Source organism: Algoriphagus sp. TR-M9 (assembly GCF_027594545.1).
Lineage (GTDB): Bacteria > Bacteroidota > Bacteroidia > Cytophagales > Cyclobacteriaceae > Algoriphagus > Algoriphagus halophytocola.
The window spans coordinates 773,214-791,680 of record NZ_CP115160.1; the positions used below are offsets into that span (position 1 = coordinate 773,214).

The following is an 18,467-nucleotide window of genomic DNA, read 5'->3' on the forward strand; positions in this document are numbered from 1 at the left end:
GGGCAATTTTGCATTACCCTGAACCCTGACTGGGTTCACAATCACCTTAAGAATTAACTGACTGAATTATGAATCAATTGATGGACTGGCTCACCCAGCCTTGGCCTTGGTATGTAGCAGGGCCACTTATTGGACTGACCGTACCTGCGTTATTAATCCTCGGAAATAAATCCTTTGGGATTTCATCCTCATTACGTCATGCATGTGCCATTTGTGTGCCTGCTAAAATCCCCTTTTTCCAATACAACTGGAGAAAGGAAACCTGGAATTTGGTTTTTGTTCTTGGCGTTTTGATAGGTGGATTTATCGCTACCAATTTTATTTCTAATCCCAATGATTTGATCATCGCGGCAGACACCCGAGCTGAGCTGCAACTACTGGGGATCAATGAGTTTTCAGGCTTGATGCCAGCGGAGATTTTCTCTTGGGATAATCTGTTTACCGTCAAAGGCTTGCTGTTCTTCGTGATAGGAGGATTCTTGGTAGGCTTCGGGACCCGGTATGCAGGGGGATGTACCTCAGGGCATGCCATTATGGGTATCAGTTCACTCCAATGGCCTTCTTTAGTTGCCACTATCTTCTTTATGCTAGGTGGCTTTTTGATGACCCAAGTGTTCTTGGGGCCTTTAATGAATTGGGTAGGATTTTAAAAAAAAACAGTAATGCAAGTATTAGAAAAAAACACCAAGGATGCAGTGTGCGATGCACCAAACTCTCAGGATAGCGGAGAAAGAGGCCTGGCCTTGTTGAAGTATTTGATATTAGGGATTTTGTTTGGGATTGTATTTGTAAAAGCTGAAATCATTTCCTGGTTTAGAATCCAGGAAATGTTCCGATTGGACTCCTTTCATATGTATGGGGTGATCGGTTCGGCGATAGTTACAGGGATTATCTCTATCCAATTGATCAAGCGATTCCAGATCAAGTCCACCTCAGGCGAAAAGATCATCATTCCAAAGAAAGAGTTTCGTAAGGGACAAGTTATAGGTGGTTTCATTTTCGGACTGGGCTGGGCGATTACTGGGGCATGTCCTGGGCCATTATTTGCTCAGATTGGAAGTGGATTTACCGTGGTGCTCGTGACTTTACTCTCAGCCATAGCTGGCACATGGGTGTATGGGAAATTTTCCGATATGCTACCGAATTAAGAATCTCTGAGCTTAAGGAGCCACTTTCTGAAAAGGGAGTGGCTTTTTTAGTCGAATACTTTTTTGATGATAAAGCGAACTATAAAAATGGCGGTAACGATTACGGCGCCAGCTATGAGCAGTTCCATGGAAATTTGGTGTAAGTGTATGAGGCTAAGGTAACCCATTTGCAGGGGCAATGTTTGAAAGGAGTCGTGATTTTGAATGAATGTTCCTTACTTTTGTGTGCCTCTTAAACCTAGCTATCGAACATGAACACACTTTCCAAGAGACGAGTTGCCCTTGGGGCATTTTTCTTTTTTGTAGGTCTTTGCTTCGCTTCATGGGCAGCACGTATTCCTGATATTCAGTCCAAATTTGATCTTTCCGAAGGGCAATTGGGTACTTTGTTGCTTTTTTTACCCTTGGGTTCAGTGATCGGGCTACCCATTGCGGGCTGGGCAGTACACCAGTACGGTAGTAGGGCTGTGATCATGTTTGGGAGTGTGGCCTATGCACTGACATTACCTATGATAGGTTTGGCACCCAGCATATGGACACTACTTCCGGTACTTGTCCTTTATGGGATGTTGGGAAATGTGATGAATATTTCCCTGAATACTCAGGCCTTGGCTTTGGAGGATGAAATGGGGAAAAGCATATTAGCATCTTTCCATGGGCTCTGGAGTATGGCTGGATTTACAGGAGCCGGGATTGGAGCACTGATGATATTCTTGGGGCTTTCTCCTGCCATACACTATGCCGTTGTGATGCTGATTTCTCTGGTGATTATTCTGTCTGCTCAGCGTTATATAGTCAAGCAAGAAGCCACTTCTCAAGGTGGAGGAGGAATGGTGCTGAAAAAGCCCGATGCCCTACTGATGCGGATCAGTTTGATCGCATTTCTGGGGATGATGTGCGAAGGCTGTATGTTTGACTGGTCAGGTGTTTATTTCAAAAAAGTGGTACAAGCGGACCCATCGCTCATTGCTCTGGGCTATGTGGCCTTTATGGCTACCATGGCATCGGGTAGGTTTATCACCGATAAGATCGCAGCTAAATACACCAAAGTAGCTGTCATACAGGTGAGCGGATTGTTGATTTCTGCGGGCTTGGCTTTGGCAGTGATTTTCCCAACGGTAGTGGTGGCCACACTCGGATTCTTTTTGGTTGGGTTTGGGATAGCTTCAATCATTCCACTTTCTTATAGCATAGCGGGCCGGTCTAAATTATACGCGCCTAGTGTTGCACTTGCTCTAGTTTCTACCATTTCATTTTTTGGTTTTTTACTGGGGCCTCCATTGATCGGCTTTATTGCAGATTTGTTTAACTTAAAGACATCTTTTGCTATGATAGCGGTGAGTGCCCTGGGTATTACCATTCTGTCTAGCTTCCGCAAGCAGGTTTTTCTGATCCCGGTAAAGGGAAGTACGCATTGATTTATGAAGTCAACTCAGCCATTTCAGTTTCACAAGGATTTTGAGATCAGGTCTTATCAAGTAGATCCGGATGGTAAATTGAGCATTAAAGCCTTGTCTGATTTGTTTCAGGAGATCGCCTGGAGACATGCTGATTCGGCTGATTTTGGCAGAAGTCTTCAGGATCAAAATCTGGCTTGGATTCTGTCCCGGATGGATATTAAATGTGAAAATCTACCTTCTTGGGGCGATTCTATCAAAGTGTACACCGCTGGGAGAGGGGTGGATAAATTGTTTGCCTTTCGGGAGTTTCTGATTACTTCTCCTTCAGGAGAGGTGGTGGCCCAGGGGATGAGCTCTTGGGTTTTGCTGAATTTCGAGACTAAGCGACTGCAAAGACCGGGGCAGGTACTCCCTCAAGAACTTTTTCAACTCAATGAAATTCCTGCATGGCAGCCAGAGAAAATTAAGGTGGAGGGTGAACTCTTGAAAAAGGAGGAGCTTATCGTACGGTATTCTGATCTGGATCTGAACAACCATGTGAATAACACCAGTTATATACGCTGGATGGAAAATATTTTAAGAGAAAACGGCATTCAAGCCCAACGATTTTCTATCAATTACCTTGCTGAATGCAAGTTGGGCGACTCATTGACCATCGCGTTTTATTCCTTTGATGGGGCATACTATGGAGTAGGGCTGGTAGGAAATGTTCAGGTGTTCCTGGCAAAAGCATTCTGAGTCTTCCTTTTATGGCTAAGTGATGAGAATCACAGAATGAGAGGAGCAGAATGGGCATTTTTGTACTTTCAGAATACGTAATGAATAAGATAGCGAAACCCATATTGCAACTCTTCAATCTCACGCTGAGCTTGGTAGGCCTGGTAACATTCCTCATTCTAGGGGTTGGATTGATTCTTTATTTGGATGTAGTGGGAGTGAAAAATCCCATTGAAGAAAAGGCATTGGTCAAAAGTGCTACCGAGCCCGTAAAATCCAATGCTCTGATAGATCCTGCTGAAGTTTGGACAGCACCAGATTGGGCCAAGGTAGACTCAGAACCAAATGCTGATGAGATCAAATATGGGAAGGAGCTAATCGCCAATACTGCTGAATACCTCGGGCCAAATGGGAAGGTGAAGAAGATCTCCAATGGACTGAATTGCCAAAACTGTCATCTGCAAGCAGGTACTGCACCGCTTGGAAACAATTACCTCGGAGTAGCCTCTACTTATCCCAAAGTTCGGGGTAGGTCTGGGCATTCTGAAGATGTGGTGATGCGGATCAATGGTTGTTTTCAGCGAAGCCTAAACGGCGAAAGTTTGCCTAAAAACAGCAAGGAGATGAAGGCCATGGTCGCCTACATGAACTGGCTTGGTCAGGCAGTGCCCAAAGGGCAGAAACCCACCGGAGCAGGGATCTACGAGGTGCCAGTCTTAGATAGGGCTGCTGATCCCATTTTGGGTAAGGTAGTCTATCAAAAACAATGTGTAACCTGCCATGGGGAGGATGGTCAAGGGATGATGAAAGCTGACCAAACCGGATACATTTACCCACCCCTCTGGGGCGCAAATAGTTATAATCAGCGTGCAGGGCTTTTTAGAATTTCCAAATTTGCTGGATATGTAAAGGCAAATATGCCATTTGGTGCAACTTATGAAAACCCCATTCTAACAGATGAAGAAGCCTGGGATGTGGCTGCATATGTGAATAGCTTACAGAGGCCTGACCGGGATTTCCCGGATGATTGGCCGGATATTTCCAAAAAACCTATGGATCATCCTTTTGGACCCTATGCAGATGAGTTCTCGGAAAATCAGCATAAGTATGGCCCATTTAAAGAAATCATAGCTGCGCAGAAACCATGAGAAATTTTTTCTTGGGATTGCTAGTGGTACTGCCATTTCTATCCTTTTCCCAACAAGAGAAGAAGCAGGTGACATTCACTCCGGATATGCATTTGCGCGTGTATTGGATGAGTACGAGCTATCCAGGTGAGTATAAGGATGACTATGCTTTGGGCACTAGTTTTTTGCTTGGCGGGAAAGTCAGTTTCAAGGAGCAATGGCAGGTTCGTGCAGGATTTAGAACCTATGCCAATTTGTCGAGCTCAGATCTTTCAGCATTGGATCCTGTGAGCAACGGGAGCAATCGGTACGAGGTGGGGCTGTTTGATTTGCTGGACAAGGAAGATAGGTTTTTTGGGAAGCTGGAATCCATATCATTGAGCTATACCGCAGATAACTGGGGATTTTCTTTGGGAAGGATGGGCGTACATTCAGACTGGGTAAATAGTCAGGACGGCAGACTTTCACCCACAGGCATTGAAGGTGGGAATATTTGGTACGAAACAAAGAGTGATTGGAGACTTTCAGCCTGGGGAATCGGCAAAATGAGCGTGCGCGGGACGAGCGAATGGCTTTCAGTGGGAGAAAGCATAGGAGTGTTTCCCGGAGCACGTGACGTAAACGGACAGCCTTCTCAATACCCTGGAAACACAGCGAGTGATTGGATTGGTATTTTGGAAGTATCCAAAAAATGGGGGGAGGTGAAGCTGAATATGTCCAATACCTTAGTACAGAATATTTCCAATACCCTCTGGCTCCAAACTGAGAAAAGCTGGAAAAACAGTGAGGCTACAACCATTTGGCTATGGGGAATTCAGGCCGGTTTTCAGTCAGGACTTGGGGAAGGAGGTAACCCGGATTTTAACCTCCAATACAAGAATCCAAAGGATAGGAACTGGGTTTTTTCCACTAGGGTCGGTTATGAAGTTCCCCATTGGAATTTTCATCTGAACTACACTAAAGTAGGTGGGCAGGGTAGGTGGTTGAGTCCCAGGGAGTGGGGCAAGGACGCTTGGTACACCTTTATACCTAGGGAGAGAAATGAAGGGAACTCATCCGTGGATGCACTTACTGCATTTGCAGCGTATTCCCTGCTACAAGACCGGCTAAAATTCTTCGCACATCTGGGGATTCATTGGTTGCCGGCCCTGGATTCGCCAGAGGCAAACAAATACAATATGCCCTCCTACAGGCAGCTGAATCTCGGGGTAAAATATCAGCCGGCAATGATAAACAAACTGGATTTTCAGCTGCTGGTGATGAACAAAGAGGCTTTGGGTGATAAAGTTTTAAATCCCCGGCAGATATACAATAAAGTACAGCTTATTCATGTGAATTTGATTGCAAACTGGCGATGGAATTGAGCTAAATGTTTTCAATTTTCCATCGAATTGTTATCTTTAATTCAAGGTGGAATAACAAGGATTAGGATATACCGATTCTTCTCCTCACCTTTGTACGCATAAAGGCGCTGAGCATTCATCCTTTTTACTTGAAATAAAGTATGCGTTGATTATCAACCTGCTTAAGTAGCAAATTCAAGAGTTTCCCCTGCATAGGTTTTAATTCTTCATCTTTCTACTTTTTTGATTCATAACATGGCTTCTAGTCATTTTTTGGATTAAAACTTGCAGATCTAATTCCACGGGAAAATAAAGTTTATCATTTAATCACAGTTGTATTAAGACAGTAAGATTCTCTGAATCAGATTTATCTGAATTCTCACAAACACTAAAGAAAAGAGTTTACGGACACTTCAAATCCAATGACCTTTCTAAGTATGGCAATAGCGAAATGTACTTGAAAACATTTGTGCTAGTGTCGTTGTATCTAGTGCCTATCGCTTTGGTAATCACCGGCGTGGCGACCACTACCTTTCAACTATTCGCTTGCTATATCACAGCGGGAATAGGGATGGCTGGTGTAGGTATGGGCGTAATGCATGATGCCAATCATGGCTCCTATTCCAAAAAGAAATCAATCAACACCCTGGTGGGCTCTACCTTAGAGATGGTAGGAGCAAGTTCCATGGTTTGGAAGATTCAGCACAATGTGCTCCATCATAGCTATACCAATATAGATGAGCACGATGACGATATCAATGCACCGTTTTTTTTAAGATTTTCTCCCAATGGAGAGTTAAATGGGTTGCATAAATATCAGCATTTATATGCTTGGTTTTTTTATTCACTATCTACCTTATCCTGGGTTACGGCCAAAGATTTTATCCGTCTGACCCGCTACCATAAAAAAGGATTGGTGAAGGGTAAAAACGCCTATAGAAATACCATACTTAAATTAATTGCATTCAAGTTGATCTACTTCTTTATCGTTTTAGGTCTTCCTATCATCTTCACTAGCTTCTCAGTGGGGTTAATTCTACTGGCCTTTGTAGCCATGCATTTTGTGACCGGATTTACCATTACCATGGTTTTTCAGATCGCACATATTGTAGAGGTGGTGGATTTTCCGGTAGCTGATCATGAGGGCATTGTAGAAGGAGAAAGAATGCTTCACCAACTTGCGACTACTTGTAATTTTTCGCCCAACTCACGTGCCCTCGGGTGGTTTGTCGGAGGATTGAATTACCAGGTAGAGCATCATCTATTCCCGGATATTTGCCATGTGCATTACCGGAAAATAGCTCCTATTGTAAAAGCAACTGCACAGGAATTCAACGTGCCTTATTATTCGAAACCGAATTTTATTCTTGCTGTATTAGACCATTTCAAAATGCTCTATGTACTGGGAAATAGCCCAAAATTGGAGCCTGTAAAAGTCTAAAAAAGCAATGAATACAAATTCAAATAGAAATTCCAGACCCAGTAGAAACGGGCGTCCTTCTGCTCATCAGAGCAAAGGAAGACCGGCTCAGGGTCAAAGAAGCCCAAAGAAAAAAATGGTGTCCAAATTGGATCCTAATCTTTTGGTGAAGAAAGCACAGCCTAGTGGAAGTGCAGGTTTTAAATCCGAAACTCATTTTGATAGTTTGGATCTGAGTAGCAAACTTCTTCAAAACCTGGTGTCCAAAGGGTATCAAACCATGACCTATATTCAGGAACAGTCTGTACCTGCATTATTGGAAGGAAGAGATTTAATGGGGATTTCAAATACGGGTTCCGGTAAAACCGGTGCTTTTTTGATTCCTATCATAGAGCAGGCTCAGCTAGACCCTAGAAATTTCACTGCGCTGATCGTGACCCCGACCCGTGAACTGGCTTTACAGATCGAGGAGGAGTTTGTGAGTTTGTCCAGAGGAATGAATCTGTATTCTGCCACCTTCATAGGAGGCACTAACATCAATACAGATATCAAGACGCTGGGAAGAAAGCTTCAGATTATAGTAGGGACTCCGGGGAGACTACTGGACCTGTACCATAGAAAATTCCTTAAGCTGAACCAGGTAAACACCCTAGTGCTGGATGAGTTTGATCGAATGCTTGATATGGGATTTGTAAACGACGTGAAAAAGTTAGTAGCTCCCATGTCTAAAAGGAACCAAACTATGCTCTTTTCTGCTACACTAGAACCTAGTCAGAAGAGCTTGATCAGTAGCCTTTTGAACAATCCGGTGGAAGTAAAGGTGAATTCTGGAGGGACCACCAGTGAAAATGTAGACCAGGAGGTCATTCGTGTACCGGATGGTCAGGACAAATTCGAAGTACTGGAAAACTTGTTCAGAAAAGATGATTTGGATAAGGTGATCATTTTTACTGAAACCAAGAGAATCGCCGATAAACTAAGTAAAAAACTGAATCACTCAGGGATAAAATCCGGATTGATTCATGGAAATAAATCCCAAAACTTCCGGAACAGAACCATAGATGAGTTCAAAACTGGAATGACTAGAGTACTGGTAGCTACAGATGTGGCAGCCAGAGGTATAGACGTAGCTGATGTGACCCATGTGATCAACTACCAGCTCCCCATGTCTATGGATAGTTACATCCACAGAATAGGCCGGACAGGTCGTGCCGGAAAAACCGGTAAGGCCATAACATTTGTCAATTAAAATCGCCGCAATGTCAAAAAACCAAAACACATTTATCAAAAAACAAAAAGCAGAACTTAAAAAAAGAAAGAAAAGAGAAAAACAAGAGAAAATGGCTGCCCGAAAGGACCAGCCAAAGAGCGGTGATCTGGAAGATATGATCGCCTATGTAGATGAGTTTGGAAACATCTCTGATACACCGCCGGAGCCGGAGCCTCCGAAGAAAGAAAATGCCCCTAGACCGCATAATCCGTCTAGACCGCAAAGTGCACAACATCAAAAATTTAATAGAAACACCAAATTTAAAAAAGAGTAATCATGAATGAAGGAACAGTAAAATTCTTTAATACAACTAAAGGTTTTGGCTTTATTACGCCATCAGACAACAGTGAAGACGTATTTGTACACCACTCTGGTCTAGTACACGAAATCCGTGAAAACGATGCAGTAACTTATGACGTAGTTCAAGGTAAGAAAGGCGTTAATGCAGTTAATGTAAAAGTTGTTCAGTAATTCCGGTTGGGTCTGACCCATCAGAAATACTAGTGTAATGCCTGCAGATCTCGGATTTGCAGGCATTTTTTTGTTTGCATGAAAGGCCCCTATAGTACCTGGTTGCTCAGTTCCTTGCCTGCGGCCAGCTCATCCAGGTTTTGTAAGGTAGTTTCAGCGATATGGGACAGTGCCTCCTGCGTGAGAAATGCCTGATGGCCGGTGATCAGTACATTGGGAAATCCCATCAGTCTGGCTATTTGCTCATTTTGAAGGATTTCTTCTGATCTATTTTGGAAAAAGAGATCTTCTTCTTGCTCATACACATCTATTCCTAAATTCCCGATTTTTTTGTTTTTCAGTGCATTTATTACTGCTTCCGTATCGATTAGAGCACCCCTACTTGTATTGATCAGGGTGGCATGATCTTTCATCATCCGGATAGTATTGTCATTGATGAGGTGAAAGGTGTCTTCCGTGAGTGGGCAATGCAGGGAAACAATTTCACTTTGCTCCAGCAGATCTTTTATGGAGAGGTATTGGACCCCCAGTTCTTTTAACTCCTCGTTTACGTAGAGGTCATAGGCGAGTACTTTGCAGCCCATGCCCAGCATGATTTTACAGAATGCTTTGCCAATTGCTCCTGTTCCTATCACACCGGCCGTTTTACCATGTATGTTGAAACCGGTCAGACCTTCGAGTGAAAAATTATTGTCTCGGACCCGGTTGAATGCCTTATGGGTTTTGCGGCTCAGTGTAAGTAAAAGTGCCAAAGCATGCTCCGCTACAGCCTCTGGACTATATGCTGGTACTCTGCAGATTTTTATTTCAAGCTCTGCTGCTTTTTTCAGATCCACCTGATTGTATCCTGCACAGCGCAAAACGATTTGTTGAATCCCCATTTTGCTTAATTTTTGCAATACCTTTTCATCGATATAGTCATTGACAAAAGTGCAGATGGCATCGTATCCTTCGGCTAGTGCTATAGTGTGGAGATCAAGCTTAGGCTCAAAAAAGGTGAACTCATGTTCAAACTTGGGTAGAAGGCTTTTGAAACTTACTTCATCGTAGGATTTGGAAGAAAAACAGGCTACTCGCATACAATCAAATTTGGTTTTGAAAACAATGGCTTACCGAAAAATACAAAGGAAAACGATGAAAGTGGTGAGAGAGCTATAAAATCAGAGTAATTTGGAAGTCGCTTATGGAAAAGTTATGCTAATTATGTACAGAAGGTTTGCGCATTGCTAAGATTTGTCCTTAGATTCGAAAAAAATCGAAAACCTATGAAAAAACTCATCTACTTTCTCCCATTGCTTTTAGCACTTTCATGTGCGCAAAAGGAAGAAAAAATCATTGAAAAAGAAATCACAGAAGAAATACGAGAAGAACCTATGACTAGTAAACCGGACTCAGTTTTGAAGCATAATGTGTTTTTTAGCTTCAAGGAAAGCTCCTCTCAGGAGGATATTCAAGCGATCATCGACGCATTCAGAAACCTTCAGAATGAAATCGATGGAATAGAACATTTTGAATGGGGCATCAACTCCAGTCCAGAAGGACTAAACCAAGGATTGACCCATGCTTTTGTGCTAACTTTCCACTCGGATGAAGCGAGAGATGCTTATTTGCCACATCCTGCGCACCAGGCTTTTGGTGAGCTACTAGGTCCACACTTGGACAAGGTAACTGTAGTCGATTTCTGGACCAGGCCTTAATCATTGATCAAAGGGCAAAGCCGCACCTTCGGTTTTGCCCGGATCTTTGACCGTCAGCACATCAGTCACTACAAAATTGCTGGTACCTCTCCAGGGGAGCATACCATTGAACTCCTCATACCTCAGCTCGACAAACTTTCCGGAAGCTCTTTCCAGTTTTTCAGCAACCTCAGCGTCCACTACAGAAAATCTGAATTCATTGCTCTGAAGCCCGCCGGCTGTAGGACTTTGAAATCCTTCCTGTACTACGCGTCCTTCATAGGTCTTGAAGATTACTCCCTTTTTTACGAAATAATTTAGACTTCCGGCTTTTACTCCTTCACCAAAGACAAAGTAGAATTTGTACCAAAAGATTCCTGCCAAAACTCCAACCAAAATGATCCCGGCAATCCAAGCAAACTTTTTCATGCGTTCTTAAATTTGAATAAAGATAGAAATCGGGATGAATTTTAATGGAAAAATCTGTCAAAAATCGCGTAATGTTTTTTCAAAGAAAAAGAGGCAACTCGTAGCTGAATTGCCTCTTAAAAGGTAGTTAATCTACTAGCCACAGGTATTCTCCATAGCCTGCTGCTTCCATTTCTTCTTTGGGGATGAACTTCATCGCGGCTGAGTTCATACAATATCGCAGTTGGGTAGGCTCAGGACCATCATAGAATACATGGCCTACATGGCTGTCTCCGAACTTGCTTCTGACTTCTACACGAGTCATTCCTGCTGATTTGTCCACAGGCTTTTCCAAGGCGCGTGCGTCTATGGGTTTGGTAAAACTGGGCCAGCCGGATCCTGATTCGTATTTGTCTTTGGAACTGAACAGCGGCGCTCCAGAAACTATATCCACATATATGCCATCCTCCTTGTTTCCATTGTACTCATTTTGGAAGGAAAGCTCAGTGGCGTCTTCCTGAGTGACCTCGTACTGTAGTTTGGTCAGTTTGTTTTTTAGCTCGGACTTGGGAGGTGCAGGGTACTTTTCCTCGCTCAATTCTGGCCAGTGTTCCTGGATGAATTTATCCCTTCCAGACCCATTTCTATACGCATAATAGTCCGTGGGATTTTTCTTGTAATAATCTTGATGATAGTCCTCTGCTGGGTAAAAATTACTGTATTTTAGGATAGGAGTAGCTATAGGTTTATCGAATTTACCGGACTTGTCCAGTCGCTTTTTAGACTCTTCGGCTACTTTTTTCTGCTCGTTGTCATGATACCATATAGCCGATTCGTATTGTGATCCTCTGTCGTAAAATGAGCCTCCCACATCTGTAGGATCATAGGTTTGCCAGAAGATATCTACCAGCTCTGAGTAGCTGATAACTTCGGGATCAAAGGTGATTTGAACCGCCTCACGATGTGAAGTTTTGCCACTGGATACCTCCCCGTAGGTTGGGTTTTTCTCCTTGCCACCTGCATAGCCGGATATCACCGCGATTACACCATCAAGCCCCTCGAAGGGAGCTTCCACGCACCAAAAGCAGCCTCCTGCGAAGGTTGCCAATTCTTTTGGTCCTTTGTAATCCGCAATCGCCTTAGATTCTGTAGATTGTTCTTCATTTTTTACTGAGGTATTTCCGCAGGCAAACACTAGTCCAAGCAAAGAAACTAGGATAGGGTAGAAGAGTTTATTTGGGTGAAGCATATTTTTGGTTTCGTTTTTGTTTTAAGTTGTGATAAAGCTTTCTATAATTTGAGTTCTGATCTCAAGCTGATTGGGTAATAGAATTATACCGGAAATTACGAAAGTACTTAATCTTCGGTTTACATTGCTAAAACTGCCCGATGCTTTGGAAGGATCCCCAATCTGCTGACTCGTATGAAAAACCTCCTAATCATTCTTTTTGTTTTCGGACTTACTATACAAGCATTTGCCCAGCATAAAGGTTCGGGCTTTGGGTTGAAGGCAGGTGCGAATTACAACACTTCGGGCAAATACTTTCAAGACGCAGGTGCGATCTGGGAGGAGCCAGGGGGATCAGTGGGGTATCAATTTGGGGCTTTCTACAAATTCGCCTCTTATGATATTTTTTTGAGGCCAGAGCTGCTTTATACGCATAATAAGTTCGAAACAGGAATGGGGGAAGTAAGCTATGATAGGCTAGATGCTCCTGTGATGGTGGGGCTGCATATGTTTAAAATTTTTAGCCTAGTAGGAGGGCCTTCATTTCATTACGCTTTGAAGGAGCGTTTTCCGGAGGCTTTGGGAGTAGATTCCGGGAGTAAGGTTGACTTTGGTTATCAGTTTGGTCTTGGGATTAATATAGGTCCTGCAGGCTTGGATTTACGCTATGAGCGGGTTCTGAATGACCAGAAGATTACACTTGATGAGGTTTTAAAGCGAAAAGACAGCTTCAAATCCGAACAAGTGATTTTGGCGCTGTCTTTCCAGTTTTGAAGCAGGTGTGATAATTGATTATCTCAGGAATGGAGTGAAGGATTTTTTCCAGATTTCATATCCTTTTTCATTCATATGCAGTTCATCTTCGATGAAAATATCCTCCATAGGCTTGCCGGATGCATCTAGCATGACATCCCAGATATTGACAAAATTTACCTGATCATGAGTGGTGGCATATTGGCGCATCAGGTCATTCAGAGCGAGGTAAGAAGTTTTCTTATCCCATCGTGACGGACTAGGCTTCGCAGCGATCAAATTGACTATAGTTTCAGGATTTTTGTCTTGGATTTGTGTGACCAGCTCATCCAGGTTTTTCATGATCGCTGAGACTTCTTGGCCTGCATTTATATCATTGTCCCCTTCGTAAATGAATACCTTTGAAGGCTCGAAACGCAGGACGGTTTGCTCCAAATGCATGAGCAATTGATCTGCCTGAGAACCTCCAAAGGCGGAATTGATTATAGGAATGTCGGGGAACTGCTCTTGGAGGGTTTTCCACATCCTTATACTTGAGCTACCGGTGAAAACCACGCCGCCTGGTTCCCAGCCGGCAGCATCGATTTCTTTGGCTCTGTTATTTACCTCTTCTTGAAACGGGACTTCCTGGGCAAAGGAGTACTGGATCAAGCACATCGTCAGGATTACTAGGGTGGACTTTAGTATTGTTTTCATAGTTACAAGATAGGGAAAGGGATCAAAAGTTCTACTTTCTTGGCTGCTAAGCTAGGCGGATCTTAGAAGGAAAAATTGGCTGGCTGCACAAAAGCGATCAGGAAGTGCACAGTATCGAACATTTCGTACATTCTCCGATTTTTGTCCGTTCAGTCTATTGCGCTTTCTTCGTCACTTTTTATCTGCCCGCATCTGCAGAATGGAGGGTTTTGCGCTGATTTCATCACATTTTCTACCAAAAAGACATGTTTATGCCGAATGTGGTGAAGTTTTAGCGTTATTCTTTTAGATCAACCTAACCCCCTTGGCATGAATAATCTTACGCGTTTTTTTTGGTTTTGTAGTGGAGCTAATTTATCAATTTTAAAACGCTCGCCTACAGAGTCAAATAAATACATTGGTATAGGAGCTACTGTGTTTTTCACCGGGGTACTGGCTGCACTTGCGGCTGGTTACGCTTTGTTTACGGTTTTCCAGACCCTTTTGCCAGCAGTTTGCTTTGGCATACTCTGGGGACTAATGATTTTCAATCTGGATAGATTTATTGTGTCGAGTATGAGGAAAAAGGAGAGTTCCTGGTCGGAGTGGAAATTAGCTATTCCTAGGCTTGTGCTGGCAGTTTTATTGGCTTTGGTGATTTCAAAACCCCTAGAGCTCAAAATGTTTGAAAGGGAAATCAACCGGAAAATCGATGAGAAAAGAATTGAGTTTATCACCGCATCCAAGGAAAATTTGGCCAAAGGATTCCCGGAAATTGATGAACTGGAGTCAAAAATAACTGACCTGCAAGCAGAGATTACCTCTTTCGAAGCTTACAGAAACCAACTTCAAGATGAATATGATGCTGAGCGATTTGGTGAGAAAACAGCCAGCACCAGCGGGATAGTAGGATTAGGTACCAATGCCAAGAAAAAGGAAGAACAGCTGGATGCGGCCCAGGTAGAATTGGTAAAACTAAGGGAAAGAAACCAAGTGAGAATTGATACTCTGGAGGCACAGATCAGACAGTTTATAGCATTGAGACAGGCAGAATTTGAAAAGCAACAGCCAGGTATAGAAGGTTTTGATGGCTTGGCGGCAAGGATGGATGCTTTAAGTGTGCTCACTTCAGAAAGTGCCGCAATGGCCTTGGCCAATACCTTTATCATGTTACTTTTTATAGCAATTGAAACAGCCCCGATTTTTGTAAAACTGATTTCTCCCCGTGGTCCTTATGATGAATACTTGGAACTTCACGAGGACAAGGTGAAGCTCTTCAAAGGTGAAAAATGGACCTTTTCCAAAGGAGAGTCAGAGGCAAGGGTGGACTATTTTCAGGGGACACACTTTTACGCTACTGAGTTGGAAAAAGAAAAAACCAACCGTAAAAATAAAACCCAAACTGAAGCTGAACTTGCAGAGTTAGAAGGGAAGTGGAATAATGATGTCTAAAACTCAATTCTCCTAAATTGTTTGAACTTTTTTGACCACCACATCTAGTTGGTCCATGGTTTTGACTACTGACTTCCATTCGGCAAACCCGACTATTTTGATTATAAAAGATAGAAATTTTCCCGGATTGATGAGTTTGGAAGCGAGTTTAGCTATGTTGGAATCCCTTTCCCGAATCGATGCTGCTCGGTCTTCGCATTCATAATATTCGCCTGCATATTTCCAGGCTCCATCTCTAGCCAATTGAATGGAGAAGTTAAGTAACATTTCATCTCGACCTTTGGCGAGAGGGATGAGCAGACCGAAGATCGGCGAAACCTTCGCGATATTTTCCTTCACTCCATCGACCAGCTCTGCCAAAATCGCATTGATCAAATTAAAGTCCCGTTCTATTCCTTCTAGCGGCTCCTTACCCATGGTGTCTGCAGCAGAGATGCCGAGGTCTAGATTGATATGGGCATTGATACCCAAGAAAAGGTGCTGCAGGACCAGGTGTTTTTTGGCTTTGCTGGCTTCAAATGCCAAAAACCAGCTTTCTGTTGGTTTATTGCCCACTTTATAATCTTCGTAGGCGTCTATAAATCTACCTGCGAAAAGTACATCCAGTCTTTCCATTCGTGGATTGTCTTCAAATTCCCCGGCGACAATCCCATCCTGTATTCTTCGGGTTACCTGTCTGTATAGGATAGCAAAATAGCCGATTCTGGAATCACCGGACTTGCATTCCTGCACGATTTCATCCATTTTTTCCAGTACTTCATCGATAGTTTTCATGTGTTTATAATTTTTTTTTAAGGTCACATGGAATCTTCGCATGAATTATAATCATCCCTCTGTGTGTCGCTTCCGACATGCTCGATTTCATAGGTTGAATTTTTACTTTTTAAAGCCTTATTTGATGAAGAAACTTTCTAAAATATCTCCCACGTAAAAGGCTACCACCGCAGCCAAAACTCCCAGAGCCAGTGTTTCTGCCACGCTCTTGACCACCGAAGTTTGATTGACAATGGACTTGAGGACACCCACTACCACAAATGCCAAACCGGTAAGCACACTAGTCCAAAGAAAAACATTGATATCCATAGGGTAGAAGAAAGTCCAGAGATAAACCAGTAAGGGAATAAAACCTACGATGATAAATGATATGAAAGTGGCCAGTCCGGTTTTGAAGGGGCTTTTTTCATCTTCTAGCAAATTGAGTTCATCCTTCATCATTTCGGCTACCCAAAGTTCCTTGTTGGAGGTGATCTTATCCACAACTTTTTCCAGTAGCTCTCCTTCAAATCCCTTAGCTCTATAGATTTCAGCGATTTCTTCCCGCTCGGTATCAGGTAGGTTTTCTATTTCCCAGCGCTCTATTTGCTCGTGTTTCTTGTAGTTTTCATTGTCACTTTTCGACGAAAGATAGGCGCCTACGGACATAGAAAATCCGTCTGCAAGAAGATTGGCGAATCCTAAGATAATAATGATTCCAGGGTCTAAATCCGCCCCAAAACCACCTGCTACCACCGCAAAGGTGGTCACAGCTCCATCTATGCCCCCATATACAAATTCAGGCAGGTACTCCTGGAGTTTTTTGAAATATTTACTCTCTTGGTGTAGGTAGCTTTCGTTCATCTAGCGCAGGTTTTCAAGAAAGAATCGTTTTACGTTTTCCCCCATCACTGCCTTGATTTCTGCTTCTGTAAAGCCTGCCTTCATCAATCCATCTACCAGTAAAGGTAGTCCAGTGACATCAAAGGGCACAGCCACCGAGCCATCATAGTCAGAGCCTAACGCCACATATTCTATTCCTACCAGGTCTCGCACATGCTTGATGGAGGCGATGATGTTTGGTAGCTCAGGAGTGCCTACGGCTCCATCAAAAAAAGCAATGCCTATAATTCCTCCTTGAGCAGCTATTTTTCGAATTTGGGTATCGCTGAGATTTCTCTGCGAATCCAAAATCCCCTGCACTCCGGTGTGGGAAACGATCACCGGGGCAGTGCTCATATTCAGGACATCGTCTACTATCGCCGGTGAGCAGTGTGCAAGATCTACGAATATTCCATTTTCGTTCATTTTCCGCACCACTTCTTTACCAAAATCTGTCAAACCTGCTAGGGTTTCGCCATGAGCAGATCCTCCAAGTTCATTGTCAAAAAAGTGGGTCAGGCCGATCATACGTACCCCAGCTTCTATGACTTTGTCCAGGTTTGCTAGAGACCCCTCTAAGGCATGAGCCCCTTCTATGCCTAGCATAGCGCCTATTACTTTTGGGTTTGATTTTCTAGCCTCCAGTAGCTGCTGTAAATCTGCTTTATCTCTGACGAAAATAGTTTGTCCGTCTTCTTCTGCAAATTCCTTGAGTTGTCGGGATTGGGAAAGTGTCCTGTTGATTAGGCTAAACCAATTGGCAGGGGATTCACCTTTAGCGATGGTCAGAGGGGTGATATTGTCGAATGCCTCCGAGCTATTACTTTGCATGTTTTGACCAGCTGGTGATTTCGAAACTATGGTGAACATCTCCAATGCTACGTTGGCTTCGCGCATTCTCGGGAAGTCCACCTGACCTCGGGTGCCTCGCTCTGTCAAATCTCTGCCCCAGAGCAAAGCATCACAGTGGAGGTCTGCTATAAAATCCAGTCTATTATATAAGGCCTGAGCTTCTGTGGAAACCTGGTAGGGAGGAGCAGTCTTGACCGGGTTTCTTTGTTGCTCTATGTAAGGAGGGATAGTGAGTGTGGCGACAAAGTAAATAAGTGCGAGGACCCCGATGATAATTAATATTTTCTTCATGAGAAATTCTTGTACAAGGGAAGTTAAGTAAAAAAGGCCTATTTGAGAAAATAGGCTAGATCTTGAAATAAATGTAGGAATTATCCCGGCCTGAGTTATTTCAAATTAATTTTTATTGAAAAAATTATTGTTTGTTTTTGGGCTGTTTGAAACATTTTACCTATGTTTATCAAAACATAATAATCTAAAAAACAAATCAACAGCAAGGATTACAAAAGTTTATTTGGTTTTAGAAGATTGACAATAGACCCACTCCTGGGGGCTTTTTCCAAAAAAGCCCCCTTTTTTTGTGCTCGTTTTTTTTCGTTTTTTGAGTAGATGGAAATATCCGGTTTAAAAAAGTTGTCATTTGGATCATTTTTTTGTTAAAAATGAAAAAAGTGGTTTTCAAGATTAAATGTTTGCCTGAAAAACACTTCCAAATAATTATATGGGCAAAATGAGAAAGCCATCACGAAAATTTCGGAAAGACCGTTTTTGCGAAGGTTTGAAATTTGATCTAAGTCAAATTTATCTTTTCAATAGCTGTATTTTAAATTTTGGTTAACTATAGGAGCTGGCTTCTAGGAAAATGTAGCGGTGTTAACCTGGGAATTGTGGA

Annotated in this window: 20 protein-coding genes; 13 read left to right on the top strand and 7 right to left on the bottom strand. The window is 42.9% G+C overall.

Translation table 11 applies throughout. The features are described 5' to 3' along the window. The first annotated feature begins 68 nt into the window (after positions 1-68). From PBT90_RS03570 to PBT90_RS03615, 10 genes are all read left to right on the top strand, one after another. On the top strand, positions 69-650 hold the full coding sequence (locus tag PBT90_RS03570; RefSeq protein WP_264809012.1) for a YeeE/YedE family protein: 582 nt from the start codon (positions 69-71) through the stop codon (positions 648-650). Between the two features lie 12 nt (positions 651-662). Then, on the top strand, positions 663-1,148 hold the full coding sequence (locus PBT90_RS03575; protein ID WP_264809014.1) for a DUF6691 family protein: 486 nt from the start codon (positions 663-665) through the stop codon (positions 1,146-1,148). 251 nt (positions 1,149-1,399) lie between these two features. After that, positions 1,400-2,566 (top strand): MFS transporter, encoded by a 1,167-nt coding sequence (locus tag PBT90_RS03580; protein ID WP_264809015.1) that lies wholly within the window; start codon positions 1,400-1,402, stop codon positions 2,564-2,566. Between the two features lie 3 nt (positions 2,567-2,569). Next, positions 2,570-3,286, top strand: coding sequence for an acyl-[acyl-carrier-protein] thioesterase (locus PBT90_RS03585; RefSeq protein WP_264809017.1), 717 nt, complete (start codon positions 2,570-2,572; stop codon positions 3,284-3,286). 80 nt (positions 3,287-3,366) lie between these two features. Then, a complete protein-coding gene (locus PBT90_RS03590; protein WP_264809019.1) occupies positions 3,367-4,413 on the top strand; it encodes a c-type cytochrome in 1,047 nt (348 codons plus the stop codon). After that, positions 4,410-5,756: a hypothetical protein gene (locus PBT90_RS03595; RefSeq protein WP_264809021.1), complete on the top strand. Its 1,347-nt coding sequence runs from the start codon at positions 4,410-4,412 to the stop codon at positions 5,754-5,756. The genes PBT90_RS03590 and PBT90_RS03595 overlap by 4 nt, the downstream gene beginning before the upstream one ends. A 454-nt stretch (positions 5,757-6,210) precedes the next feature. Continuing rightward, positions 6,211-7,176 carry a fatty acid desaturase family protein gene (locus PBT90_RS03600; RefSeq protein WP_264809023.1) on the top strand — a complete coding sequence of 322 codons (966 nt, stop codon included), beginning with the start codon at positions 6,211-6,213 and terminating at the stop codon, positions 7,174-7,176. Positions 7,177-7,183: 7 nt separating this feature from the next. Beyond that, a complete protein-coding gene (locus tag PBT90_RS03605; protein ID WP_264809024.1) occupies positions 7,184-8,404 on the top strand; it encodes a DEAD/DEAH box helicase in 1,221 nt (406 codons plus the stop codon). Positions 8,405-8,414: 10 nt separating this feature from the next. Next, positions 8,415-8,699: a cold-shock protein gene (locus PBT90_RS03610; protein WP_264809025.1), complete on the top strand. Its 285-nt coding sequence runs from the start codon at positions 8,415-8,417 to the stop codon at positions 8,697-8,699. A gap of 2 nt (positions 8,700-8,701) precedes the next feature. Then, complete coding sequence (locus PBT90_RS03615) at positions 8,702-8,896, top strand: cold-shock protein (protein WP_264809027.1); 195 nt, start codon at positions 8,702-8,704, stop codon at positions 8,894-8,896. Between the two features lie 89 nt (positions 8,897-8,985). Here the strand turns inward: PBT90_RS03615 and PBT90_RS03620 are convergent, their stop codons facing one another. Beyond that, the gene (locus PBT90_RS03620) at positions 8,986-9,975 is read right to left on the bottom strand and encodes a 2-hydroxyacid dehydrogenase (protein ID WP_270131649.1); all 990 of its coding nucleotides are present in this window, start codon (positions 9,973-9,975) and stop codon (positions 8,986-8,988) included. 186 nt (positions 9,976-10,161) lie between these two features. Between PBT90_RS03620 and PBT90_RS03625 the strand changes: the two genes are divergently transcribed. After that, positions 10,162-10,593, top strand: a complete 432-nt coding sequence (locus PBT90_RS03625; RefSeq protein WP_264809029.1) for a Dabb family protein — start codon at positions 10,162-10,164, stop codon at positions 10,591-10,593. On the opposite strand, the gene PBT90_RS03630 is transcribed toward PBT90_RS03625, so the two are convergent. Continuing rightward, positions 10,594-11,001 carry a hypothetical protein gene (locus PBT90_RS03630; protein ID WP_264809031.1) on the bottom strand — a complete coding sequence of 136 codons (408 nt, stop codon included), beginning with the start codon at positions 10,999-11,001 and terminating at the stop codon, positions 10,594-10,596. 127 nt (positions 11,002-11,128) lie between these two features. Continuing rightward, positions 11,129-12,229, bottom strand: coding sequence for a peptide-methionine (S)-S-oxide reductase MsrA (msrA, locus tag PBT90_RS03635; protein WP_264809032.1), 1,101 nt, complete (start codon positions 12,227-12,229; stop codon positions 11,129-11,131). 174 nt (positions 12,230-12,403) lie between these two features. Between msrA and PBT90_RS03640 the strand changes: the two genes are divergently transcribed. Further along, positions 12,404-12,982 carry a PorT family protein gene (locus PBT90_RS03640; RefSeq protein ID WP_264809033.1) on the top strand — a complete coding sequence of 193 codons (579 nt, stop codon included), beginning with the start codon at positions 12,404-12,406 and terminating at the stop codon, positions 12,980-12,982. A gap of 18 nt (positions 12,983-13,000) precedes the next feature. Here PBT90_RS03640 and PBT90_RS03645 read toward each other — a convergent pair whose 3' ends face one another. Then, positions 13,001-13,657, bottom strand: coding sequence for a GDSL-type esterase/lipase family protein (locus tag PBT90_RS03645; RefSeq protein WP_264809034.1), 657 nt, complete (start codon positions 13,655-13,657; stop codon positions 13,001-13,003). A gap of 309 nt (positions 13,658-13,966) precedes the next feature. Between PBT90_RS03645 and PBT90_RS03650 the strand changes: the two genes are divergently transcribed. Further along, positions 13,967-15,088: a DUF4407 domain-containing protein gene (locus PBT90_RS03650; protein WP_264809035.1), complete on the top strand. Its 1,122-nt coding sequence runs from the start codon at positions 13,967-13,969 to the stop codon at positions 15,086-15,088. 12 nt (positions 15,089-15,100) lie between these two features. On the opposite strand, the gene PBT90_RS03655 is transcribed toward PBT90_RS03650, so the two are convergent. From PBT90_RS03655 to PBT90_RS03665, 3 genes are all read right to left on the bottom strand, one after another. Next, positions 15,101-15,862, bottom strand: a complete 762-nt coding sequence (locus tag PBT90_RS03655; RefSeq protein WP_264809036.1) for a DUF5995 family protein — start codon at positions 15,860-15,862, stop codon at positions 15,101-15,103. Between the two features lie 117 nt (positions 15,863-15,979). Next, positions 15,980-16,705, bottom strand: coding sequence for a VIT1/CCC1 transporter family protein (locus tag PBT90_RS03660; RefSeq protein WP_264809037.1), 726 nt, complete (start codon positions 16,703-16,705; stop codon positions 15,980-15,982). After that, a complete protein-coding gene (locus PBT90_RS03665; RefSeq protein ID WP_264809038.1) occupies positions 16,706-17,866 on the bottom strand; it encodes a dipeptidase in 1,161 nt (386 codons plus the stop codon). Positions 17,867-18,467 lie beyond the last annotated feature (601 nt).